A 23,082-nucleotide genomic window follows, 5' to 3' on the forward strand; every position below is an offset into this window, starting at 1 on the left:
CTTCTCGTGCTTATTGCTCGCATCAGATTCAAAAATTCACTTGGTGTCGCGACAAAAAGAAAGTTCATCTAATTCGATAGAAATAGGGACAGAGTGAACACTCCTGATCAATTGACAATCTGCCGGATGCTGTCTGCGATACGCCCTGCAGCCTTCTGAGCCATGGTTGCATCCATGGCCTCGACCATCACTCGAATGAGTGGCTCGGTGCCAGATTTACGCAGTAATATACGCCCTTCTTGACCTAAATCCTTCGTGATACTATCGACGAGATCCCGCACCTCTGGCTCTTTGACAGGGTCTATCCCTGACTGAGCCTGATAACGAACGTTGATCAAAGTCTGTGGCAGCTTGTGCAACCCCTGCTTGGCCTCATGCAAGCTGGCGCCCTGGTCGAGCAAGCAGGCAAGCACCTGCAAGGAGGCCACGATGGCATCGCCCGTGGGGGCGTGATCCAAGTTGATCAAATGGCCGGAAGTTTCGCCACCGATGCGCCAGCCTTTTTCCTCGAGCTGCTGCATGACGTAGCGGTCGCCGACCTTGGCACGAATGAAAGGCACATCTAGCGATTCAAGCGCGTGAGCCAACCCTAGATTACTCATTTGAGTCCCTACGACTCCACCCTGATAACCGGCAGCTCTGGCTTGGCGTGTGAGCAAATACAGCAGTTCATCACCGTCCACCACAGAGCCAGTGTGATCTACCATCATCAATCGGTCTGCATCACCGTCGAGGGCGATACCGAGGTCTGCGCCTTCCGCTTTTACAGCATCACACAAGCTGTGCATGGCTGTGGCGCCACACTGCTCGTTGATATTGAAACCATCTGGTGTTGCATGAATCGCCACCACGCAGGCACCCAACTCGCGGTAAACAGCAGGCGCGACCTTATAGCCCGCACCATTGGCGCAATCGACGACAATCTTGAGCCCATCCAGACTCAAGTGGCTCGGCAAGGTCGCTTTGCAGTATTCGGTATAACGGCCAGATGCATCTTCGATGCGCCGTGCCTTGCCGAGTTTCTCGGAGGATACACAACTCATTCCGCCATCGAGAGCAACCTGCAGGTAATGCTCTATCTCGCGCTCCTGGGCATCATTGAGCTTGAGCCCCCCACGACCGAATAACTTGATGCCGTTATCGTAGTAAGGATTATGTGATGCACTAATGACCAGGCCGGCATCCGCACGGAATGTCGACGTCAAATAGGCAATAGCGGGCGTCGGTAATGGCCCAACCAAGGCAATATTGACCCCCGCCGAAGAGAATCCGGCCTCAAGAGAAGACTCGAGCAGATAACCACTGGCTCGGGTATCTTTACCAATCAAAACCTCGCGAACGCCTTCCGCACCGAGCACCTGTCCAGCAGCCCAGCCCAATTTCATAGCAAAATTGGGCGTCATGGGAAATTCACCGACTCGGCCGCGGATACCATCAGTGCCAAAAAACTCTCGAGGAACCAACACAGCCACCTCCTATCCATTTAAAGATAACAAGGCATCCGCCAATTGAAATATGCAAAACTAGTTTCACATAAGACAAATCAGACATGCCAAGCTCTAAAGCATGATGGTATTTAGAAAAAAGCCCGCCAAGACAGTCGCGTGACTTGTTAGACGCGCAAGCGGGCTAAAACGTGACCCAATTTATAGACCAAAGACTTTATTCATGGAGTCCAGCAATGAATGATAACCATGCTCAGAGTCCCTTCTCAGCTTTCTAACCAGCAAAGAGTGTATCGGAGCAGGCACCGGAGGGACTTTTCTGAAAAGGTCCTCGTCGTGATAATTACCCAAAAGATCAGGGCGCTGCAAATACCTAAACAAGTTTCTATTCTTCTGAGTAGATGACATTTGAATGACAGGGACACCATACATCGTCCCCACCACCAGAGCATGAAACTTCATACTCAAAACAAGACTACACTCACCCAAGGCTTTACTTAGTTCCATTAGATCATCCGAGTAAAAAACCTCTTCATCATCCCGGGAAAATTCATTTGAAACAGCTAAATCACCCTCTCCTAGCTTGCCAAAAGCCGCCACAATAATACGAACACGATAACCTAGGCTTTTTGCTTCATCAACAGCTTTTCTGACCTGCTCATATTCACCGACAAGAGATTTATGGCTTCGAAGCACGACGCCCAGAACCTTATCAGAGATCTTCCTAGAAACTGTGGGAATATTCATAGCAAAGACGGAGTCGGGATATGTAACCGTCTCCACAGCAGGATTTATAACAGAATCAAAATACTGTTTACTTTCAACATCCCTAAGGCAAATATGTTTCACGGAAGGGTGTGAAAAAAAACCATGAAAAAAACTTAAAGCTTTTGATTGTTTAACCTTAAGATTTGGACAGCCTATCCCATGCACGAAAACCGGCTTTTCCAAATATTCATTACGCCAGTAAAGAGAAGATACAGCATTGGGATTTACGAGGTCGCCCCCTCCTATTAGAAAGCCATCAAAATCCTTCAAACCCTCGATCGCGGATGTCGAGAAATAAGGTTCATCCAAACTATCGTGCACCACTTCTAAGTCGTATCTCTCTGATAAGAATTGGTTATGAACACGCATAAACAATTCATCACCATAGTTACCCCAACCAAAATATCCAACCAAACCAATTTTAGGCTTTCTCATAAATCAAACACCCCAAATTAAATGTAGTCATTAAGATCTTTTCCATAAATGCTGCAAATATCTCTCAGCACCTCAATACATTGATCACGAATTTTGAAATCAACATGACTCAACTTATCCAGATACCAATCATTCATAAACTGATCAAACTTGTTTTCCAGATAAGACTCAAGCAGATTACTCTCTTCCAAAAATCTCTTTTGCCTCTCCTCTAAAATCAACTTTTTCTGAAAATAACTAACATCAACCCTATTTGTTATTGAATCTGACCGATCAGCGTAGTAAACGATGTAAGCATCGCCATTAAAACCACCACATTCTGCGGAAGCAATAACCTCCCAGCCAAACAAAGTATCTTGACCAGCCGAACTCTCGACAAATCGAATGTTATTCTTCTTGAGAAGATCCTTAGATATAACAGCAGACTGCGTAGCAACGACAGGAAACCTACCCTTGTCAAAGTAGCCTTTCTTGAAATCTTTTATTAGACTCAACTTATTGGATGTGTGCTTACCTATTGTTTTTACATTCTCTCCCACCTTAACGTGGAAGCCAGAAACAAACTGAACTGGATCGGAAGATTTTTCATTCGCCTCCTTAAACAAGTTAAAGAGTAAATCGTAAGCACCTGGGGCAATTTCGTTATCCGGATCCAAAAAGGTAACCAAGTCAGATGAAGCTACTTCTATCCCTTGGTTTCGTGGTCTCGAAGCACTTCCGCTACCACCATCATGACTATACATCACCCTGACGTTAGGGTAGATCTCACCTAAGAAGGCGAGTGCTTTAAGTGTTTCATTATCATTAGACCCATCATCAACTAAATGGACTTCCATGTTTTGCCAAATATCATTCCTACGAAGGCTTGGAATGCATTTAGTCAGCAGAAAGCTGCCATTATTATAAACTGGGACTATGACGGACAACAAATACTTCTTGGAATTAGAAGTTATTTTTCTTAGAGCTTGTACGAAATTAATCTCAAAAGGGTCTGAACTGTATCCATTTTTTAATTCGAAAGATTCATCCTCTGCAATCTGATAAAACTCCATGGGATGATGATATTTGCAGCTGAACAAGGATAAGGCTTTACCACTGCAACTGTTAGTATATTCGTGCTGAGCACCATCTACAAAACCACCACCCGGCTCAAAGTAAGCATTTTTAGTGATGTAATTGCTGTCGGTGTATTTGAATGCATTAAGCATGTCATTCAGATAGTTCTCGCCATAAACATGACTTTCAGAGAACCAGCAAAAATAACCAATATTATATTTTTCTACAGCGGATTGCCAATCTGAGAGCTCAGACTCGCTAATCAAAACCTTATCAGCATATTTTTGACTGCTGAAAGAACTCAAAATTAAACTGCTTTTTTCCCCGCAGATTACTGCGATTTTTGTGTTGCTGTTACGTGACCCATCAAGACCAATTGCACAAAGCAATCGAGAAACAACTTGATAACTCGTTTTATCGTTCAGAACCTCCCGGATATTTTTGGTGTTTGTGAAGTACTCTTCCCAATCCTCATCTCGCGAGAAGTCTCGCGCCATATTTTGCTTATAAGGAACTAGGCGCACGCCCGGAAACTTATTAAAAACAGAGTTGGCATAGTTTGAAATAAGGCCATTGCCTTGCGCTTGCAACTCGTATATGCGCATAGCGCACATAGTAGGACTTTGTTTGATTGAGTTAAAGTTCAAGCTATACCTGAATAGCTTATGCAATTTTTGCAGGAGATCGTGTCGTACGGGAGGTAAAACACTACTTCGAAAACGCTCTGGATATGCAAGTTCTTCGGAACCAGCTTCAAAATTACGATCAGCTATGAGAAGCTCACCACCCGACTCGATGATCGAGTCGAAGATGGTCTCCATATCATCGCATCTCTCTTTATAGCGCCTCGGATACGAGCCAGCAAAAAAGGCTGCGTTCCTGATATTCCTTCTCGATCCTATCGGATTATTAAATTGAGGGTTTACGCCGTATTCACCAAAGTATACATTGTCGTGCCCTAAGGCCTTTTTGTAACTTTCTATACAATCTTCATCAGTAGTAAAAACATAATCGAATTTCTTAGCCACCGGAAGAAAGTATTCAAAGTTAGAAGGATCTTCTATTGATTGAAAGACTGTTTTTATATTCTCATTGTTTGCCAAGCTAATTATTTCATCTAAAGCTTTTTTCGGCTTTTCTCTAAACTTAACACCCTTCCACTCCTCATTCTTCACCCCCTTCCAACAAGTCGTATATATAATTAGATCTAGACCATTTTGAAAGGCAAGCTTATAGTTAGAGGGATTTAGATATGTGACTGAAGAAAAAACATCCTTATAGAAGTTGAACATATAAACATCACCGATGACCCCAACCCTATAATCATGCTTCTCAAAGTATTCAGTACCATTGCTATCAGGGATCTCTTCGGCTTCACTTAAAATTTGTTGGAACGAGCTTATGTATTTGGATCCGGTAGATTTTCTAGCCTGAAATTCTTCTTTCTCGAGGACTTCCACATCACCAATCAAGTGCATTTCGTCGGGCACTGCAAAAGCAAACAACTTAACCGATATTGAATCCGCACCGCTAGGAGTAGCAATTTTATAGCTTGCAAAAGATGCGTTATCTTTTTCCTGGACCTCTACATAGAAATATGAATCGTACTTTTTCGAACTTGCCATCCCACTATATGGTTTCTGAAGAACGGCACCATGACTGTCAAAAAAAGTAACATCGGCTACTGCGCCTTTGATATCCCTTTCTTCTGAAACGCACATGAGATGTAAGAAACAGTCTTCATTAGATAACAGCTTTTTAGTAATTTCATACCTCTCCCCTTTGCTCACTTTTGTCTCTTTTAAAGATAAAGTAGAGCAACTTCCTTGCTTATTAGATTCTAACGAATCTTGCTTAGAGTATTTTTTAAGAGGAGAAAAATTTTCATAATAGGTCGGGGCTTCCACTTCACCAGCGGCACCCCTAAAGGCGTTCACGATAGGACTCACGGCCTTAAACATTAAGTCCAAGCCAATATCATGGCTAACACCATTATTTAAACCGACTTGGCACAACACCTCAAAAAGACTGGATACGGAGCCGGCTGAAAAGACATGAACCATATCGCTTTTGCTGGAATAGTAAGAAAGAGGAGGCAAATCAGAAACTATCGTTGGTTTGCCGTAAGATAGGGCCTCCACTATTTTCATCGGTGGCACAATTTCAGAGACTAGATACCTCTTTCTAGGTATAACCACCACGTCAACCAGTGCATAGTAGCGAGAAATATCCTCTTGAGGCACACGCCCTGTTTTTATCAACCAAGGCTCTTGAGAAAACTGATCGTCGCCTCCCAACGAACCAGCTATAGATTGCTTATCGCCAACCAAAAGTAGCTTTATTTTCCTCCCAGAAATTATCATTCTTCTACAAGCATCAACCAGTAAGTCTACTCCTTCGTACTCACTGAAGCTTCCTAGATATCCTATCACCATTTCATCAGCTTCTATGCCGAGACTATCTTTCAGCAGTGGGCATGGCGATTCGTGTTCAGGCAATTTGGATAAGGCATTAGGCACCAGTTCAACTTTGCCAGGATCAATCTTTCTTCTTAATAGCTCATCTTTCATTTGAGAATTTAGCGTAAATACCTTTTCCGCTTGCCTTGCAACAAAGCTATCTAACAAGGTTTCACTTTCAAAACTCTCAGTGCTTGAATACCCCTCTTCACGGGAAGCTTTTGAAAGCTCCCAAAATCCACGCACCTCGTTGTAGAAAGGCAGGCCTAGCCTTCTTGCAGCCACCCATGCGGGCAAGCCCACAATATAGTTAGAAGCGGCTAGCACCACACTAGGGCGATATATTTTAAATAAATTAGTAAAATACTCGACACTGAACTCCAAATGCTGCTTTTCATTTTTGGGATTTAACCCATTTTGCCAACACCCGTGAACATAATGTACCCCCTGAACATCAACCACTGATGGGATTTTTTCCTTAAAACCAAGTTCCCACGGTCTACCTGGTCGAACAAAACAAAAGGTCTCAAAACCATGCTGGTTTAATGCTTGGGCTATATTCTGGGTTCTGATAGCGTAGCCATTGCATGCATAGCTTTGGCCATGGCTAACAATATAAGCAACTCGTGAAGATATCGGCAGTTCTATGTGCTCGATGAACTGGTCGGCAAGGTTAGTCGAGTAATGCAATAAATTTTTCATAATACCTCAGGCACAATTCCAATTCAGCAACCACAATTCAAAAATAAAAGCCAAGGCCCCACACTAGAGTGAGGATGCTTAACCCAAGATTGTTGACTGAAATGTCTGGCTTTTATAACAGAAGAGCAGCATTGACCAGAATAAAATGCCGCCCTTTAAGCTTGCAAAAAAATATAAACATCGACGTGTTATGTAAATTTTCTCAGTGCGCTCAGATCAACTACTACTCAGCATCAATAATCGTTCCCTAGCAAACCTACCGCATCAACAACTGCATCTCTATTTCTTAACTTGTCACAATTTTCTACAAAAGGCTTGTGCTTAACCAGAACGCAAACCACATCGGCTTGCACCAATGCTTGCGCTAGGTCGACTAACTGTACATTAGACTTTGCCAGCCTCTGCGGCACCGCCTGGATGTTGGGCTCCACAATTTGAACCTGGCACCCCAGATTGGCAATTTTTTCCGCAATACCTAAGGCTGGGCTTTCGCGAAGATCATCGATATCAGGCTTGAACGCAACCCCTAAGCAGGCGACTGTGAGATCGCTACGCTTGGCATCGGGATGCTGCTGATGATAGTACTCCAGGCCATTTTTCACCCGCTGCAGTACCCACTCAGGTTTGGCGTCATTGACTTCCCGCGCGGTGCGAATCAGTTTTGCTTGCTCCGGGCATGCATCGACAATGAACCATGGATCAACCGCAATACAGTGGCCGCCAACACCGGCCCCCGGAGAGAGTATATTGACTCGCGGGTGCCGGTTGGCTAGCGCAATGAGTTCCCAGACGTTGATTTCGAGTTCATGAGCGATGGTAGAGAGCTCGTTGGCAAAAGCGATATTGACATCGCGGAAACTATTTTCTGTCAGCTTTGCCATTTCTGCCGTGCGCGCCGTAGTAGGGACACACTCCCCCTCTACCACTATTTTATATAGCGCACAGGCGGCTTCCGCACATTTCGGTGTCATACCGCCGATCACACGGTCGTTCTCGACGAGTTCTCGAATAACGTGCCCCGGCAGAACACGTTCGGGGCAATGCGCTACCCGAATATCCGAGTCTTCACCGTAAGTCTGTGGGAATGTCAAGTCTGGCCGAGCTTCTGCTAGCCAAGCTGCCATTTGCTCCGTGGCGCCTACTGGGCTGGTAGACTCGAGTACCACCAAGTTACCGGGCTGCAGCACGGGAGCAATCGCTTTTGCCGCAGATTCGATATAGCTGAGGTCGGCTTTATGGTTCTGGCCATTCTCATCGGTGTGAAACGGCGTGGGCACTGCCACAAGGAAGGCATCTGCGGGCTCTGGCTGCGTCGTGGCGCGGAGATAACCTTGAGTAACCGCAGCGTGAACGACCATATCCAGCTCGGGTTCGACGATGTGAATCTCGCCCTTATTGATCGTATCTACTGCCGCCTGATTGATATCGACACCAATGACTTTTTTCTTGCGCGAAGCGAATACTGCAGCGGTTGGCAGGCCAATATATCCCAAGCCAATCATCGAAATCCGTTCAAAATTCATCAAACTTCCCTTTTTTACAAAACCATTGTAACGATATTAAAAAAAGAAATATTATCGACCTAAAGCTTCAAGAATACGCTGACAAGCTTTGCCATCACCATAAGGGTTGTGCGCGTAGCTCATCGCCTCGTACGCTTTCTTGTCCCGCAGCAACGTATTCAGCTCATCCACGATCAGGTCAATATTTGTTCCTACGAGCTTGACCGTGCCTGCCTCCACTGCTTCTGGGCGTTCTGTTGTTTCCCGCATGACCAGCACAGGTTTACCGAGAGACGGCGCCTCTTCCTGTATACCACCTGAATCCGTCAAGATGACGTGAGCCCGGTTCATCAGGTAAACGAAGGGTAGATACTCCTGCGGCTCGATCAAATAGACATTATCGATACCCGCCAGTAGCCGATTGACAGGCTCTTGCACATTCGGATTGAGGTGAACGGGATATAGAATTTGTACGTCTGGGTTCTCGGTAGCAGTACGGGCCAAAGCTTCGCAAATGCGTTCGAACCCTCCGCCGAAACTCTCTCGACGATGCCCAGTGACCAGAACCAATTTCTTGTCACTCTCGAGCATGGGGAAGCGAGCCGCGAGCTCTTCAGAAAGAGCGGCATTAGCATCTAATTTCCGCACGACATCAAGTAGTGCGTCGATGACCGTGTTACCCGTGATATATACAGTTTCTGGCTTGACACCTTCAGCGAGAAGATTTTGCTCGGAAGTCGGAGTCGGAGCAAAATGAATCGCTGCCAAAGCGCCCGTCAATTTACGGTTCCCTTCTTCAGGCCAAGGCGAATAGAGATTGCCAGTACGCAGACCGGCTTCGACATGCCCTACCGACACCTGCTGATAATAGCAAGCCAAAGTGGTTGCAAATGTAGTCGCTGTATCGCCATGCACAAGCACCACGTCCGGTTTGAAATCTTCTAAGACTGGCTTCAAGCCTTGAAGAATACCACAGGTTACGTCGTTGAGATCTTGCCCGGGTTTCATGACGTTAAGGTCATAATCAGGCGTCAAATCAAACAGCGACAAGACCTGATCCAACATCTCGCGGTGCTGGGCAGTAACGCAAACCCGAGCATCGAAGCGAGAATCATTATTCAACCGAAGTGCCAAGGGTGCCATCTTGATGGCTTCCGGCCGCGTGCCGAAAACAGTCAGTATCTTGCGTTTGGTATCCACTGCTAGCCTCGTATCACTTTCTTCCGTAAAGTTTTTCAATTTCCAGGTCTTGATATTTGGAGTAGTAGCACTCCAGCAACTTTTGAGTTTCGTGTAACTGGGCCTCTATTCGATGATGCCTGGAAGCGACATTATCGAGTCCGTTAGAACGAGAAGCTTCACTTAGTGCCGTAGGTTCGGCCACATCACAAAGTATAGAATGCAATAGTGGATTTATGTTTTTTTCCTGGCAGACAGGGTTCTTCGAAATATAGTCCGAAGTTGAAAACCCTGGACCGGGATCTCTCCCTAACAGCCATCCATATTTGCAGTAGTGAACTGCCGCATCCATTCCAGTGGCCGCCACGTCAGGATATTGATCGAGATACCACTGGGCTACGAATTGCTCGGCACCCCGTATCGTTTCAATAGCATTCATCGTCTTAATCCTTATGATCTCTAACAATCAAGATCAACATATTGACAATCAGGGTAAGAAAAAGTGCAATTACGGTATATACCGCAATCATATAGACACGTTCTGGCTTTTCTGGATACTCGGGCATCGTCGGCGACTGCAGCACAGAAAGCTGTTTGAGTTGGCGAGCAGCCTCGACCCGAGTATTTTCCAAGGCAGCAAGCGTGCCGGAATATGCCTGCTGGGCAAACTGCGCGCGTAGCTGCAATGTCTGGTATTCACTAGATACTGCATTTAGCGCATTGCCAGACTGTGCTGCCAGGCGTTTTTTCTGCTCGTCAATTTGATTTTCCAGGGCAGTAATTTGGCTTTTCAAACTCACCATCTGCGGCGAACTCTTGCTTTGATAGCTTGCCATGGCAGCACGCTGGGCCTTAAGACTTGCTAATTCGCCTTCCAGTTTAGCGACGACAGTTCCCAGGCTTTCTACAGTCGCAGTGGGCGAAGCGAGACCATTTTCGTTTTCAAATTGCAATAGATCCTGGCGGGTTTTCTCGAAGCGTTGCTCCAATACGTTCGTCTGCTTCTCAAGAAATTTGACCTGCTGCTCTGCCAGCCGCTGCCCCATCTCGTTCATATGCTGCTCGCCCTTCTGCAGCATCAGGTTGGCAATTTTATTGGCCTCTTCGGGTGTGAATGCTTGAATATCAAGCCTCAAGACACCTGCGTATTCATCAAGCTCCACATGCGCTATTCCATGATAATAATCGAGCAGCTTTTCTGTCGGCGCCTGTTCGTCATTCAAACGGCTAAAAATATCGCCATGATTAGCATAATGTTGCCGAAAATCGGCATTCTTTTCCAAATAATGAAGCATATCCGTCGAAAGCATATAATCACGCAACAGCAACATATCTGCGGTATTCTTGCCGCCTCCGCCGGAAAGCAGCGAACTAAAGCTCAGCTCTGGTGTGGAAATCTGCGGGCTTTCCAGAATCACATGGGCATGAGAAACATAGCGGTCAGACGCCCATAGCGCCCAATAAAAACTGATCGCAGCAATGAAAATTATACATATGGCCCAATGGGGCTGCCGCTTGGCAGCACCCACAACTTGATTAAACCGTTTATTCACGTCAAACATCCCACTTAATAGAATTATTTCTTTCCGGAGCCGGCATGATATTGGGCGATGGCATCATTCACGTCGTCATACCAGGTCGCTTCCCCCTTCTCTAACAACACTCCCGCCTGGCAGAGATCTTTCAAGATGCCTTCGCTGTGAGAGACCATGATCAAGCTGGCGGTATTGACCCGAGCCTTGAAAGCATCACTGGCCTTCTGCTTGAAGGCTCTATCCCCCACTGCCGTCGCTTCATCAGAGAGATAGACATCGAAATCGAACGCCAGGGAAAGGCCGAAGGCCAGACGTGAGCGCATACCAGAGGAGTAGGTGCTTACCGGTTCATCGAAGGATTTACCGATCTCGGCGAAGTCCTGCACTCGCTGAATAAGGTCATGCAAATTTTTTCGCTCACCATGGATGCGCGCGACAAACTTAACGTTTTGCCTACCTGTCATGCTGCCCTTGAAACCACCGGCCAGCCCGATAGGCCAGGAAACCCTTGCCTTACGCTTGATCGTGCCTTTGTCCGGAAAGTCCATCCCACCAATCAAGCGTAACAGTGTGGATTTACCCGCGCCGTTTCGGCCAATCAAGCCAACGCTCACATTATTAGGGAAAGTCAAGTTAATATCTTTCAGCACCCAGTCCCCGCCAAAGGGGCCATGATAGCGCTTATAGAGGTTTTGGATTTCGATCATGCCTCACCCTCTCTTAGAGCATCTTCAGGCGTGGCGCAAAGCGAATATGCATCATCAACCCTAGCACCATGCTGCCTAACGCCCAGTACCAGAGATAGGTCATATCAATATCATCAATCGAGTGATAATACTCGAAATAGTTGATCCTCATATTTTCCAATCCATGAAGAATCGGATTCCAGGCGAGATACTCTTGTAGTTGATGTGGGGCCATACTGACTGGAAGGATGACACCCGAAAGAATCAACAATGGAAATGTCATCAGCCTTATGATTTTCCCTAGCTCTGGAACCAGGCTATTGACGACCGAGAACAGAATTCCCAGCCCGGACCCCAGCGCCCATAACGAAAACCAGTCTATCATCACGCCAAAAGCGTGATGGGCCACCATATTAAGCTTGAATAAAGTACCAATTAGAATAAACAACAGAAAGACAAAGCTCTGCAACATCCCTTCCACGTAGCATCTTACGATAACTGCATCGAACGGCGTGATTTGGCGATAGGTAAACAACCCTTTATTGGCACTGATCGCCCCCATTGGTTGCATCATACAGGCACGGAAAAGATAAAAGCCCATCAGCCCAATGATCATCCAAGGCACGAAATCCGCACCAGAGATATGTCTTGATCCCATTAAATGAGAGCGAATCAAAATCATGATGCCGATAGTCGCTAGCGGCTCGAAGATCATCCAGAACCAGGCCATGCGGTCTGCGGTCGTGCGCGCGATGAACTCGCGCAGGGTCATTGCCGACCAGACATCCCAGGTCACGCGCAGCGCGCTTCTCGGCTTGTACTGAGAGGCGTTGGTCACATCACTCATGACACTTCCCCCCTGGCTTCAATTTAAAGCGTCTTGAACAGTGTCTCTTCACGTCTTCTCCTTATGCCCCCACCAAGAAAAAGCCCCGTCACCGGGACGGGGCTGGGTCCTGTGCTCGCTATTAGAGATCCAGCGCGACCTTGGTCGCCACGGCCACTTGGTAGAGGATCTGGGTAATACTGCTGGCCAGCTCTATATTGCTGGTCGGCGCGGCGGGCAGCACCATGATCTCGTCTCCGGCACGGATCTTGGTATCGCCGGCGTGAACCACCGCACCGTTTTTGTGAACCACCAGTACCTGGTCATCATCCGCACGCGGGGTAAAGCCACCCGCCTGCTGGATGTAATCACTTGCGCTCATGCCGGGGGTAAAGACCATCGCCTGCGGGATGGTGACTTCACCGCTCAGCAGTACAGAGTCGGAGATCTCGGGGATGGTGATCACGTCGCCATCCTGCAGGCGCACATCGGCAATATTGTCGCCGCGGGCCACGACTAGGCGTCCGGTGGGCTGAGCTTGGCGCGCCTTCTGCACGAACTTCTGGATCAGCTCGGCCTGGCGAACCTGGATCTCGCCTTCTTTGGCGGTGCGCGATGGGTAACCCAGGTAGGTTTGCTCGAGCCGGTCGAGGCTTTCGTTGAGCGACTCTTTCTGCTGCTCCTTGACGCTCTCGCGGCGGATCGAGATGTCCTTGTAGCTGGTCATGCTCTTGGGCACGCTGATCGCGTTGAGGAATTCCCCCAGATGGGCATCACGCGGCAGCACGTAGCGCGAGGGGCCGTAGTAGCTGCCCTCTACCTGCACGACGATGCTTTCGGCGCGCTGGTCGGCGCTGAACAGCACTTCATCGCCTTTCTCGACGTTGGCTTCGCGGAACTCGCTCAACGTCAGGTAACGCGCGATGGGGCCGCTGGGGCGACTGCCGCGCAGCAGCACATGAGAGACGCCGGCGCGCAGGCGCGCGAGGTTGGTCACATCGCCACCGGTGAGCTGTTCGCCCGCCAGCTCGTAGCGGAAGGGTTTTTCGACATCACCGACCACGGCGACCGCCGGGCCGCGCTGCTCCACCACCACGGTATCGCCATCGCGGAACTGAGTGCGCGGCATGTTGCCGTTGATCAGGAAATCGTAGAGATCGACCGTTTCGATCGCGCGGCCGTTACGCTTGACCACGATCTGGCGATAGCTGCCCAGCGCCTGTTCGATGCCGCCGGCCTGATCGAGGAAGTAGAGAATGGAGTCGCTGGGGGTGCCGGAGTAACGGCCAGGATTCTTGACGTAGCCGGTCACGAACACGCCCACCGGCTGCACGCCCTGCAGATTGGTGTAGACCTGCACGTTTTCCGGGTAGACGGACTTGATCGCAGAGGTGACCCGCTTGTTGAGCTCGCTATTGGAGGTGCCCTGAACGTTGAGCGGGCCGATACCCGGCAGGAACACGTTACCCTGGGAGTCCACCGTCAGTACCTGCTGCAGTTCTACCCCGCCCCAGACGCGCAGGTTGATCTGGTCGCCCGGCTTGATGGTGTAGGCGGGGTTGAGCCCGTCGGCCATGACACCACGGAAACCGCCAGTGAAGAGGTTGGCGCCGAAGGGCGGCAGCATATTGGGGTCGATCTGTGCCTGATTGGGGTCAACCGGCCCGTACTGATCGCTGTTCCAGTTGGCACGCGGGGTGTCATCCACCGCCTGCGCCGCCTGCTGGGCGTTCTGGCCATTGGCGCCCTGGGGCTGCATGGTCATGGACTGGGCCTGCTGGCCCTGCGGGAGGATATCGCTACCCGAATCGAAGGATTGCGCGCTCGCCAGGTTGGCGTTCAGGCACGCTACCGCCACCAGGCACCCGGCCCGGAAAAACGATGCTGCACGTTTCATGCAAGACTTCCTGTGGTGTTCGTGCGGCTTCCGCGCCGCCTGAGTCGTCACTGACGATACTCGGCTCGCTGGGCGCGGTTGCAGCGGATTTTTGTTACTGATTGCTGGTCGCGGGCAGCACTTGGGTCACTAGGCGCTGCGAGAACCAGCCATTGTCCTTGACCAGACAGGCGACTTCGGCCTGATGCAGCGCCGCCCCGCTCTGGCGTGCGATATCCAGATGCGCGCAGAGCCTGCCGCTGGCGGCGAAGTAGCGCTCCTGAACGATCACCGAAACGTTCGAGCCCCATGGGCTCTTGGGGAAGGCGGCGATGCTGCCGGGTGTGGCGTTATCGAGAAAGGTGGAGATCTCGGGGCCGAGCGCGGTACCACCACGCATGTTCTGCACGTTGTGAATACCCTGCTGGCTCTGCGTAGCGCATCCGGCGATGGCGACGGAGAGCACCCCCAGCTGGAAGAACTTCCCTAACCGACCGACGCGGCGGGACACCCCATGGAAAGCGTTAGACATGTTTTGTGATCAACCCGATTGACTAGGACACCGAGCCCCGGCGCACGGGCACATGCCCGATACGTGCAGTGGCATCGGTCTGCAGGAATGGATTAGGCCCGAAGCATTAGGGCAGTCCAAAAAAATAACCGGTGGCAAGATCCCTGCCCTCGAACACATTGATACATTCAGTAGGCCGAATCCATGGCCCTCAAGGCACACGATTGTATTGGGCCGGGCCCGATTTGCCTACCGTTGAGACGAATTCCTCTTATTTGCCATGTAGAGGGCTAGTCCGAGCCTTGTGGCAGTGGCGACGCCGATGTCATGCCCCTTAGCGAGCGCACTAGCTCCTGCTGAGAGCCCGCCATTTATCTGCAGATGCTAATATTGGCACCGCGACTAGAAGTGCCAGATCAGCGGTATCAGGGTGACGCTGACCAGGCCGACGATCAGGCTGAGCGGCACGCCAAGCTTGAGGTAGTCGTGCATGCGGTAGCCACCGGGGCCCATCACCATGAGGTTGGTTTGGTAGCCCAGCGCGGTCATGAAGCTGGCCGAGGCAGCAATGGTGACGGCAATGACGAACGGCATGAAGTCGACCCCGAGCTGATCGGAGACCGCCATGGCGATGGGAAACATCAGCACCGCGGCGGCGTTGTTGGTGATCATCTCGGTGAACAGAACAGTCATCACGTAGACGAAGAGCAGCGCCAGCCAGGGGGTATGGATCTGCCCCACCACCTGCTCGGCGATGGCCCGCGCGGCGCCGGACTCACTCATCGCAGTGCCCAGCGAGAACGAGGCGGCGATTACGATCAGCACGGAGAGATCGATATAGCGGCGCGCCTTGCCCATGGTCAGGCAGCCGCTCACCAGCATGGCGCCGGCGGCGAGAAAGGCCGCTTCGAGAATCGAGGTCAGGTTGGTAGCGCTGAGCAGCACCATGACCCCGAGAATACCCAGCGAGAGCGGCGCCTTCTGGAAGTTGGGCGGCGTGGAGTCGTTGAGCTGGCTGACCAGCAGGAAATCCTTGCGGTAGCGGTACTGCTCGACGAACTGCTGCCCGGTCTCCAGCAGCAGGGTGTCGCCGACCTGGAACTCGACGTCACCCAGCTTGCCTTCCAGCCGCCGCCCGTGGCGGGAGATGGAGAGAATCACCGCCTGGAAGCGCGAGCGGAAACGCGATTCGCGCACGCTCTGGCCGATCGCGGTGAAATCGGGGCTGATCACCGCCTCGACCAGACAGCGCCGGTGGTGGGCGATCTCCAGCTTCTGCACGTTGCCGTTGGTGGGTACCAGGCCGCGCACTTCGCGCAGCTCACGGGCGCATTCGGGCGCGCCGACGAAGATCAGGGTGTCGTCTGCCTGCAGCTTGGTTTCTGGCGGCACCGCAGCCATCAGCTCGTCTCCGCGCTGGATATCGGTGAGATAGCCGAACTGCAGGTTGCGCAGCCCCGCCTCGGCAATACTCTTGCCCACCAGCGGCCCGCCGGCCTGTACGTCGACCTCGACGCTATACTCGCGGATCTGGTCGAGCTGCGAGCTGGTGCCATCGCGCTGGGGCAGCAGCCAGCCGGCGAACAGCAGGATGAAGCCGCCCCCCACGATCAGGATCGGCAGGCCCACCCAGGTGAGTTCGAACATGCCCAGCGAGATACCGTGGCGGCTCTGCAGCAGGCCATCGACCACCAGGTTGGTGCTGGTGCCAATCAGGGTGCAAGTCCCGCCGAGAATGGAGATATAGCTGAGCGGCAGCAGCAGTTTGGAAGGTGGCAGGCGCAGGCGGCCGGACCAGTCCTGGATCGCGGGAATGAACATCGCCACTACGGTGGTGTTGTTCATGAAGGCGCTCAGTACCGATGCCGGCAGCATCACCCGCCATTGGGCCCGGCGCAGCGTGCTCGGCTGGCCGAGCAGCAGGCTGGCGATCCACTTGATCGCCCCGGTCTCCTTGAGTGCTGCCGCCACCACGTAGAGCGCGGCGATGGTCATCACCCCGGTATTGGCGAAGCCCGCCAGCGCCTGCTGCGGCGTGAGCACATCGGTGAAGATCAGAAACGCCATGGCGCCGACCAGAATGGCGTCCGGCGCGATGCGCGTGAAGACCAGTGTACCCAGGACCGCAACCACGGCCGCCATGCTCAAGTAGGCATCGATACCCATGCCAACTCTTCCTCCCTACCGTTATCGATGCCGAAACTCACGGCGTGACTTTTACGCCTAAATCGCTCGATTAACGCCTTTGAGTTATGACGTTATGCCGATTTCAATGAATCGATTTCACGTGTCGACAGAACCGCGATTCTAGGCACACAAGTGTGATAACGCTACGTAAAGTGCTCTACGAAAGGTGAATAAAACGTCAGGATTTGTCTTGCGACTGTCCGCGAATCGCGACAGTCGCTGGTAATCTTCATGTTACTGTTTTGCCCCAGTATCTCGGTTACAGGGTCCATCTGCCGATGTAGAGGTAGACAGCCGCCATCAATCAGCCAGGAGAGGCTCATGGAGCGCTATCACACCTCGCATCTGCGCCGAGGCCGGCATTCCGAAATCGGCAGGATTTACTCGGTGACCGTGGTCACCTGCCAGCGCCAAGCTTGGTTCCATGATTTCGCTGCCGGGCAGACGCTGGCACGCGAAATCTATCTGGCCCAATGTCAGGGTCGGGCCACCTCGCTGTGCTGGGTGATCATGCCCGATCACTGGCACTGGCTGCTGCAGTTGGAACAAGGGGATCTTTCCCGGCTTCTGCAGCGGGTCAAATCGCGTAGCGCCAGAGAGATCAACCGACATCTGGGTCGGCGTGGGCAGGTATGGCAAGCCGGTTATCACGAACGCGCCCTGCGCCGTGAGGAGGACCTGCGTGATGTGGCGCGCTATATCGTCGCCAATCCCCTGAGGGCGGGTCTCACGCGAAGCCTAGCGGACTATCCGCTCTGGGACGCCGCATGGCTTTAGACGCTTCCGCCGCTGGTGGCGATTTCCGCCGTTGGTGGCTTTACCCTTCGCGAGCAAGCTCGCTCCTACAGGTGATGATCTCTGTGGCTGGTGGCGCGCCCTTCGCGAGCAGGCTCGCTCCTACAGGTGGCCGGTGCCTATGGTGGATGATGGTGACTGGGGATGGCGTCATTGCCCTCTTCACTATCCACGATGGCGAGATCGTGTCTGCTGTAGGAGCGAGCTCCGCTCGCGAATGGGGGGTCATGCCGCTTTCAAAGATCCCCCACGCGGCATGAGACCAAGGTCATGGCCGCTCCATGTGCAGTTGGCGATGTCTTCGGCTAGTGGCGCGCCCTTCGCGAGCAAGCTCGCTCCTACAGGTGATGATCTCTGCGGTTGGTGGCACGCCCCTCGCGAGCAAGCTCGCTCCTACAGGTGGCCGGTGCATATCGTGGATGACGGTGACTGGGGATGGCGTCATTGCCCTCTTCACTATCCACGATGGCGAGATCGTGTCTGCTGTAGGAGCGAGCTCCGCTCGCGAATGGAGGACCATGCCGCTTTCAAAGATCCCCCACGCGGCATGAGACCAAGGCCGTGGCCCCTTCGTGTGCAGGTGGCGATCTCTGCGGTTTGTGGCGCGCCCTTCGCGAGCAAGCTCGCTCCTACAGGTGGCCGGCGCCTATGGTGGATGATGGTGACTGGGGATGATGTCATTACCCTCTTCACTATCCACTATGGCGAGGTCGTGTCTGCTGTAGGAGCGAGCTCCGCTCGCGAATGGGGGATCAGGCCACCTTCAAAGATACCCCCACGGCATGAGACCAAGGCCGTGGCCGATTCGTGTGCAGGTGACGATGTCTTCGGTTGGTGCCGCGCCCTTCGCGAGCAAGCTCGCTCCTACAGGTGACGATGTCTGCGGTTGGTGGCACGCCCTTCGCGAGCAAGCTCGCTCCTACAGGTGGCCGGCGCCTATGGTGGATGATGGTGACTGGGGATGATGTCATTACCCTCTTCACTATCCACGATGGCGAGGTCGTGTCTGCTGTAGGAGCGAGCTCTGCTCGCGAATGAGGGACCATGCCGCCTTCGAAGATGCCCCACACGGCATGAGACCAAGGCCGTGGCCGATTCGTGTGCACGTGGCGATATCTGCGGTTGGTGCCGCGCCCTTCGCGAGCAAGCTCGCTCCTACAGGTGACGATGTCTGCGGTTGGTGGCACGCCCTTCGCGAGCAAGCTCGCGCCTAAAGGGGGCCGCTTCTGACTCCTGGCGGCGATGGCTGGGACGCGGCCGTTGGGCGGGAAAGCTGCTGGAAGCGCTGGGCCAGGTAGCTGGCGTCCGCACTGCCGATGAAGTCGGTCTGGCGCAGGGCCAGGGAGAGATACGTGAAGATGACCCAGCCCAGGCGTAGCTGCCGCGAGCCGCCGATCCAGGCTTCGGCCCGGTGTGGCGGCACACCGAGCAGTAGTCGCGCCAGATCGGCACCGAGCGGGAGCAGGCCGGCGTTGTCCCAGTCGATCAGCAGTGGCCGCCCGCTGCTCGCGTCGACGATGACATTCTCCCGGTGCAGGTCACCATGGGAGAAGACCCGCGGCAGCCCGCCGGCGCGCCACAGCATGGCCAGGATCAGCCGCAGATCGCCGCCCCGCCGCCCCACCAGCAGCTGGCGCCAGCTACGCGCGATCAGGCGGTCGGCGTGATGGCGTTCGCGCAGTTGCGCGACCAGCGCCGGGGTCGGCTTCAGGTCGTTGAGGCGCTTGGCCCACTCGATGGTCGTGCGCATGGCCCGCGTGTCGGTCAGCCCGTGCTTGTCCAGGGTGATGCCGGCGACATAATCGGCACACAGCAGGACACCGCCCGCGGCATCGACCCGCAGCGAGAGCGCCGGGCAAGCGACCCGATGAGGTGCCAATAGCTCACGGTAGAGATGCGCCTGGCGCCGGGCGCGTGCCGCTGGCATGCCCATGGGCACCACCGTGCGCCCTTCAGGCGTCTGCAGCGCCATGGCGGCCAGCTTACCGGTCTGACCGAACAGCGGGCGGAAGGCCTCGATCTTGAAGCGGGCACGCAGCGGCTCGAGCAGCTGGCGATAGGCATCCAGCCCGCCATAGGGCGTCAGCGGCATGAAGCCCGAGTCGTTGGCGCGGCCGCGCAATGGCTCATCGCCGATCACCGCCACGCCGTTCTGCAGCATGTGGCCGCCGAGACCGAAGCGCACGCGCACCAGATCGCCCGGCTTCAGCGCCAGCGGCGCGCGAAAGCCGACGTGGGGGTCACGCGCGGCCCCGGCGCGTACCACGTCTGGCCTGGGGTCCTGGCAGAAGGCGCTGAAGCGATCGACATCATTGACCGAGACCACTACCACGCGGGATGCCCAGCGCCCTCTTCCTGGCAGCGGCTGGGTTCCTCTGCCGACACACCAGCCAGCCACGCCACCGGCATCGATATGATCCACGAAACCGAACATGTTGCCCCCGCCGATCCGCTGTCGTTTCGGGGCAATCTAGCGCGCCGTAAGGCCGCGATCAGGAACCATTTTCGAGATCCATTACCACGGGGGAGGCCCTCCGTCATGTCGGGTATGAAGAAGTTGAAGCATTCGTCTTCGTGAAAAAGTGCGTCATCGCAAGAGCGTGCGTCTTCAGGAAAATGGCGGTCATCGAGGTGGGAAGCAGACGAGAAAAAACCAGCCCCGGGATCGCCGGGGCCAGGGTAAAACGCGGATCACGCGGTGTCTTGGCGGGCAGCCAGTCTCAGCCGAACTGGTTCATGGTATTGTGCGTACCACCAGCCTTGAGTGCAGCGGCGCCGGAGAAGTACTCCTTGTGATCGTCGCCGATGTTGGAGCCGGCCATGTCCTGATGCTTGACCGACGCCATGCCGCGACGGATCTCCTGGCGCTGCACCCCGGCCACGTAAGCGAGCATGCCTTCTTCACCGAAATAGCCCTGGGCCAGTTCATCGGTGGAGAGCGCTGCCGTGTGGTAGGTCGGCAGTGTGATCAGATGATGGAACACACCGGCCTCCCGGGAAGCATCGCGCTGGAAGTTCTGCACCCAGCGGTCGGCTTCCGCCGCCAGCTCGGAGTCGTCGTACTCGGCGCTCATCAGTTGGGCACGCTCGTAGGCGGAGAGATCCCGGCCTTCGCTCTCCCAGCGGTCGAAGACCTGCTGGCGGAAGTTGAGCGTCCAGTTGAACGACGGCGAATTGTTGTAGACCAGCTTGGCATCCGGCACCACCGCACGGATCCGGTCGACCATGCCGGCGATCTGGCCGATGTGCGGCTTCTCGGTCTCGATCCACAGAAGGTCCGCCCCGTTCTGCAGCGCGTTGATGCAGTCCAGCACAACCCGGTCTTCGCCGGTGTCCGAGCGGAAGCGGTAGAGGCCATTGGCCAGTCGCAGCGGCTTGCGCAGGTCGCCGTCGAGTTTGATCACGCTATCGCCTTCGTCGAGATCATCGGCGCTGCAGATCGGCACGGTGTAGAGGAAGCTGTTGTACTGATGGGCCAGATCGTCCGGCTCCTTGCTCACCGGCAGCTTCTGGGTCAGACCGGCGCCCAGCGAGTCGGTCCGCGCGACGATCACCCCCTCATCCACCCCCAGCTCCAGGAAGGCGTGGCGCACGGCGTTGATCTTGGCGACGAAGTCCTCGTGCGGCACGGTGACCTTGCCGTCCTGATGCCCGCACTGCTTGGCGTCGGAGACCTGGTTCTCGAGCTGGATGCAGCAGGCACCGGCTTCGATCATCTTCTTGGCCAGCAGGTAGGTGGCCTCCTCGTTGCCGAAGCCGGCATCGATATCGGCAATGATCGGCACCACGTGGGTTTCGAAGTTATCGATCTTCTCGAGCACGCCCCGCGCTGCGACCTCGTTGCCCTGCTTGCGTGCCTGATCCAGTTCACGGAAAAGGTGCGTGAGTTCCCGCGCATCGGCCTGACGCAGGAAGGTGTAAAGCTCTTCGATCAGCGCCGGCACGGCGGTCTTTTCATGCATCGACTGATCCGGCAGGGGGCCGAATTCCGAGCGCAGAGCGGCGATCATCCATCCGGAGAGGTAGAGGTAGCGCCCTTGGGTGGTGCCATGGTGCTTCTTGATCGAGATCATCTTCTGCTGACCGATGAACCCGTGCCAGCAGCCCAGGGACTGCGTGTAGCGAGACGGGTCACGGTCGTACTCACGCATGTCGCGGCGCATGATCGAGGCGGTGTAGCGGGCGATATCCAGCCCGGTACGAAAGCGGTTCTGTGCCCGCATGCGTGCCACCGATTCGGGATTGATATTGTCCCAGCGTCCTTCCTGCTCGCGACACAATCGCTTCAATGCGTCGAGGTCACTCTGATAGATAGACATGCTGTACTCCTTTGGGCGTCGGCTTCGTGACTATCTCTGCCGAAATCGTGACGACGAAAAACGCGCGTTTTAATTCTGCCAATGCTGCGTCTAGCGTCGTTCGGCAAGGTCACTATGGAAGCTCGGAGCCCAGCCCCACAATCAGTACTTCGGTGGCGTAGGGGTAAGGCTTTTACCGAAAAATGCCGGTTTCAGCGGTTTTTGTAGTCATGTATGACATATGACCCCGACCCATCCAGCGATGTGAAAATGCTTTTCAAAAAGCCCGGCTGACGCCGCATAAGCGGAGGCGCATATTAAAACATTCGTTTTATCATGACCTTGTGAGCACAACGCCCGGATAACCACGCCGCATCGAGCGACACCGAGCCAGCACGGACGCGACAACACCTCTACGACCTTGGTCGGACAGGAGCTAGCCGATTTTCAAGCGTAGTGACGTTAATTTCCTACGTGGCGGCGCGATATCGCCCTGCAGCGTCTCTTTAACGCCACGGAATGGACCACCCGCATTGGGCGACTTTGGCGGGGTTGGTGGCTTCGCTCTTCGCGAGCAAGCTCGCTCCTACACGTGGCGAAATCCTGTGCTGGGCGGCGTTGGCGGGGTTGGTGGCTTCGCTCTTCGCGAGCAAGCTCGCTCCTACACGTGGCGAAATCCTGTGCTGGGCGGCGTTGGCGGGGTTGGTGGTATCGCCTTCTCCAGACCCACCAGCGTCGGATAGTGTCTGCTGTAGGAGCGAGCTTTGCTCGCGAATGCTGGAGCACGTCACCTGCAGCGATAACCTCACAGCACAAGATCAG

At 53.6% G+C, this 23,082-nt stretch carries 15 protein-coding genes; 1 reads left to right on the forward strand and 14 read right to left on the reverse strand.

What is annotated here, in order from left to right; all coding sequences use genetic code 11:
• Window positions 1-107: 107 nt before the first annotated feature.
• From glmM to J0A90_RS03230, 12 genes are all read right to left on the reverse strand, one after another.
• Window positions 108-1,403 (reverse strand): phosphoglucosamine mutase, encoded by a 1,296-nt coding sequence (gene glmM / locus J0A90_RS03175; protein ID WP_233076456.1) that lies wholly within the window; start codon window positions 1,401-1,403, stop codon window positions 108-110.
• 243 nt (window positions 1,404-1,646) lie between these two features.
• Complete coding sequence (locus J0A90_RS03180; RefSeq protein ID WP_207036105.1) at window positions 1,647-2,648, reverse strand: polysaccharide pyruvyl transferase family protein; 1,002 nt, start codon at window positions 2,646-2,648, stop codon at window positions 1,647-1,649.
• 17 nt (window positions 2,649-2,665) lie between these two features.
• Window positions 2,666-6,865 (reverse strand): glycosyltransferase, encoded by a 4,200-nt coding sequence (locus J0A90_RS03185; protein WP_233076457.1) that lies wholly within the window; start codon window positions 6,863-6,865, stop codon window positions 2,666-2,668.
• 233 nt (window positions 6,866-7,098) lie between these two features.
• Window positions 7,099-8,388, reverse strand: a complete 1,290-nt coding sequence (wecC, locus tag J0A90_RS03190) for a UDP-N-acetyl-D-mannosamine dehydrogenase (protein ID WP_207030755.1) — start codon at window positions 8,386-8,388, stop codon at window positions 7,099-7,101.
• 51 nt (window positions 8,389-8,439) lie between these two features.
• Entirely contained in the window at window positions 8,440-9,510 is a 1,071-nt protein-coding gene (gene wecB / locus J0A90_RS03195) for a non-hydrolyzing UDP-N-acetylglucosamine 2-epimerase (protein ID WP_207030760.1), read from the reverse strand.
• A 70-nt stretch (window positions 9,511-9,580) separates the two neighbouring features.
• A complete protein-coding gene (locus tag J0A90_RS03200; protein WP_207030753.1) occupies window positions 9,581-9,985 on the reverse strand; it encodes a hypothetical protein in 405 nt (134 codons plus the stop codon).
• Window positions 9,986-9,989: 4 nt separating this feature from the next.
• Window positions 9,990-11,099, reverse strand: coding sequence for a chain-length determining protein (locus J0A90_RS03205; RefSeq protein ID WP_233076459.1), 1,110 nt, complete (start codon window positions 11,097-11,099; stop codon window positions 9,990-9,992).
• Between the two features lie 23 nt (window positions 11,100-11,122).
• Complete coding sequence (locus J0A90_RS03210; protein ID WP_207030749.1) at window positions 11,123-11,788, reverse strand: ABC transporter ATP-binding protein; 666 nt, start codon at window positions 11,786-11,788, stop codon at window positions 11,123-11,125.
• A 13-nt stretch (window positions 11,789-11,801) separates the two neighbouring features.
• Window positions 11,802-12,614: an ABC transporter permease gene (locus J0A90_RS03215; RefSeq protein WP_207030747.1), complete on the reverse strand. Its 813-nt coding sequence runs from the start codon at window positions 12,612-12,614 to the stop codon at window positions 11,802-11,804.
• Between the two features lie 121 nt (window positions 12,615-12,735).
• The gene (locus J0A90_RS03220) at window positions 12,736-14,490 is read right to left on the reverse strand and encodes a polysaccharide biosynthesis/export family protein (protein WP_207030745.1); all 1,755 of its coding nucleotides are present in this window, start codon (window positions 14,488-14,490) and stop codon (window positions 12,736-12,738) included.
• 94 nt (window positions 14,491-14,584) lie between these two features.
• A complete protein-coding gene (locus J0A90_RS03225; RefSeq protein ID WP_207030742.1) occupies window positions 14,585-15,001 on the reverse strand; it encodes a DVU3141 family protein in 417 nt (138 codons plus the stop codon).
• A gap of 381 nt (window positions 15,002-15,382) precedes the next feature.
• A complete protein-coding gene (locus J0A90_RS03230; RefSeq protein WP_207030740.1) occupies window positions 15,383-17,146 on the reverse strand; it encodes an SLC13 family permease in 1,764 nt (587 codons plus the stop codon).
• 342 nt (window positions 17,147-17,488) lie between these two features.
• Here J0A90_RS03230 and J0A90_RS03235 point away from each other — a divergent pair, with 342 nt between their 5' ends.
• Window positions 17,489-17,944, forward strand: coding sequence for a transposase (locus J0A90_RS03235; RefSeq protein ID WP_207030738.1), 456 nt, complete (start codon window positions 17,489-17,491; stop codon window positions 17,942-17,944).
• Between the two features lie 1,228 nt (window positions 17,945-19,172).
• Here the strand turns inward: J0A90_RS03235 and J0A90_RS03240 are convergent.
• Window positions 19,173-20,396, reverse strand: coding sequence for an aminoglycoside phosphotransferase family protein (locus J0A90_RS03240; protein ID WP_207030724.1), 1,224 nt, complete (start codon window positions 20,394-20,396; stop codon window positions 19,173-19,175).
• A gap of 286 nt (window positions 20,397-20,682) precedes the next feature.
• Window positions 20,683-22,281 (reverse strand): isocitrate lyase, encoded by a 1,599-nt coding sequence (locus J0A90_RS03245; RefSeq protein WP_207030723.1) that lies wholly within the window; start codon window positions 22,279-22,281, stop codon window positions 20,683-20,685.
• Window positions 22,282-23,082: the final 801 nt, after the last annotated feature.

The sequence above is a fragment of the Salinicola sp. DM10 genome, assembly GCF_017306975.2.
Classification (GTDB): Bacteria; Pseudomonadota; Gammaproteobacteria; order Pseudomonadales; family Halomonadaceae; genus Salinicola.

Bases quoted from the DNA above. Each gene is read 5' to 3' on its own strand.
- glmM (WP_233076456.1), bottom strand. From the start codon at position 1,403: ATGACGCCCAATTTTGCTATGAAATTGGGCTGGGCTGCTGGACAGGTG.
- J0A90_RS03180 (WP_207036105.1), bottom strand. From the start codon at position 2,648: ATGAGAAAGCCTAAAATTGGTTTGGTTGGATATTTTGGTTGGGGTAAC.
- J0A90_RS03185 (WP_233076457.1), bottom strand. From the start codon at position 6,865: ATGAAAAATTTATTGCATTACTCGACTAACCTTGCCGACCAGTTCATC.
- wecC (WP_207030755.1), bottom strand. From the start codon at position 8,388: ATGAATTTTGAACGGATTTCGATGATTGGCTTGGGATATATTGGCCTG.
- wecB (WP_207030760.1), bottom strand. From the start codon at position 9,510: ATGGCACCCTTGGCACTTCGGTTGAATAATGATTCTCGCTTCGATGCT.
- J0A90_RS03200 (WP_207030753.1), bottom strand. From the start codon at position 9,985: ATGAATGCTATTGAAACGATACGGGGTGCCGAGCAATTCGTAGCCCAG.
- J0A90_RS03210 (WP_207030749.1), bottom strand. From the start codon at position 11,788: ATGATCGAAATCCAAAACCTCTATAAGCGCTATCATGGCCCCTTTGGC.
- J0A90_RS03215 (WP_207030747.1), bottom strand. From the start codon at position 12,614: ATGAGTGATGTGACCAACGCCTCTCAGTACAAGCCGAGAAGCGCGCTG.
- J0A90_RS03220 (WP_207030745.1), bottom strand. From the start codon at position 14,490: ATGAAACGTGCAGCATCGTTTTTCCGGGCCGGGTGCCTGGTGGCGGTA.
- J0A90_RS03225 (WP_207030742.1), bottom strand. From the start codon at position 15,001: ATGTCTAACGCTTTCCATGGGGTGTCCCGCCGCGTCGGTCGGTTAGGG.
- J0A90_RS03230 (WP_207030740.1), bottom strand. From the start codon at position 17,146: ATGGGTATCGATGCCTACTTGAGCATGGCGGCCGTGGTTGCGGTCCTG.
- J0A90_RS03235 (WP_207030738.1), top strand. From the start codon at position 17,489: ATGGAGCGCTATCACACCTCGCATCTGCGCCGAGGCCGGCATTCCGAA.
- J0A90_RS03240 (WP_207030724.1), bottom strand. From the start codon at position 20,396: ATGTTCGGTTTCGTGGATCATATCGATGCCGGTGGCGTGGCTGGCTGG.
- J0A90_RS03245 (WP_207030723.1), bottom strand. From the start codon at position 22,281: ATGTCTATCTATCAGAGTGACCTCGACGCATTGAAGCGATTGTGTCGC.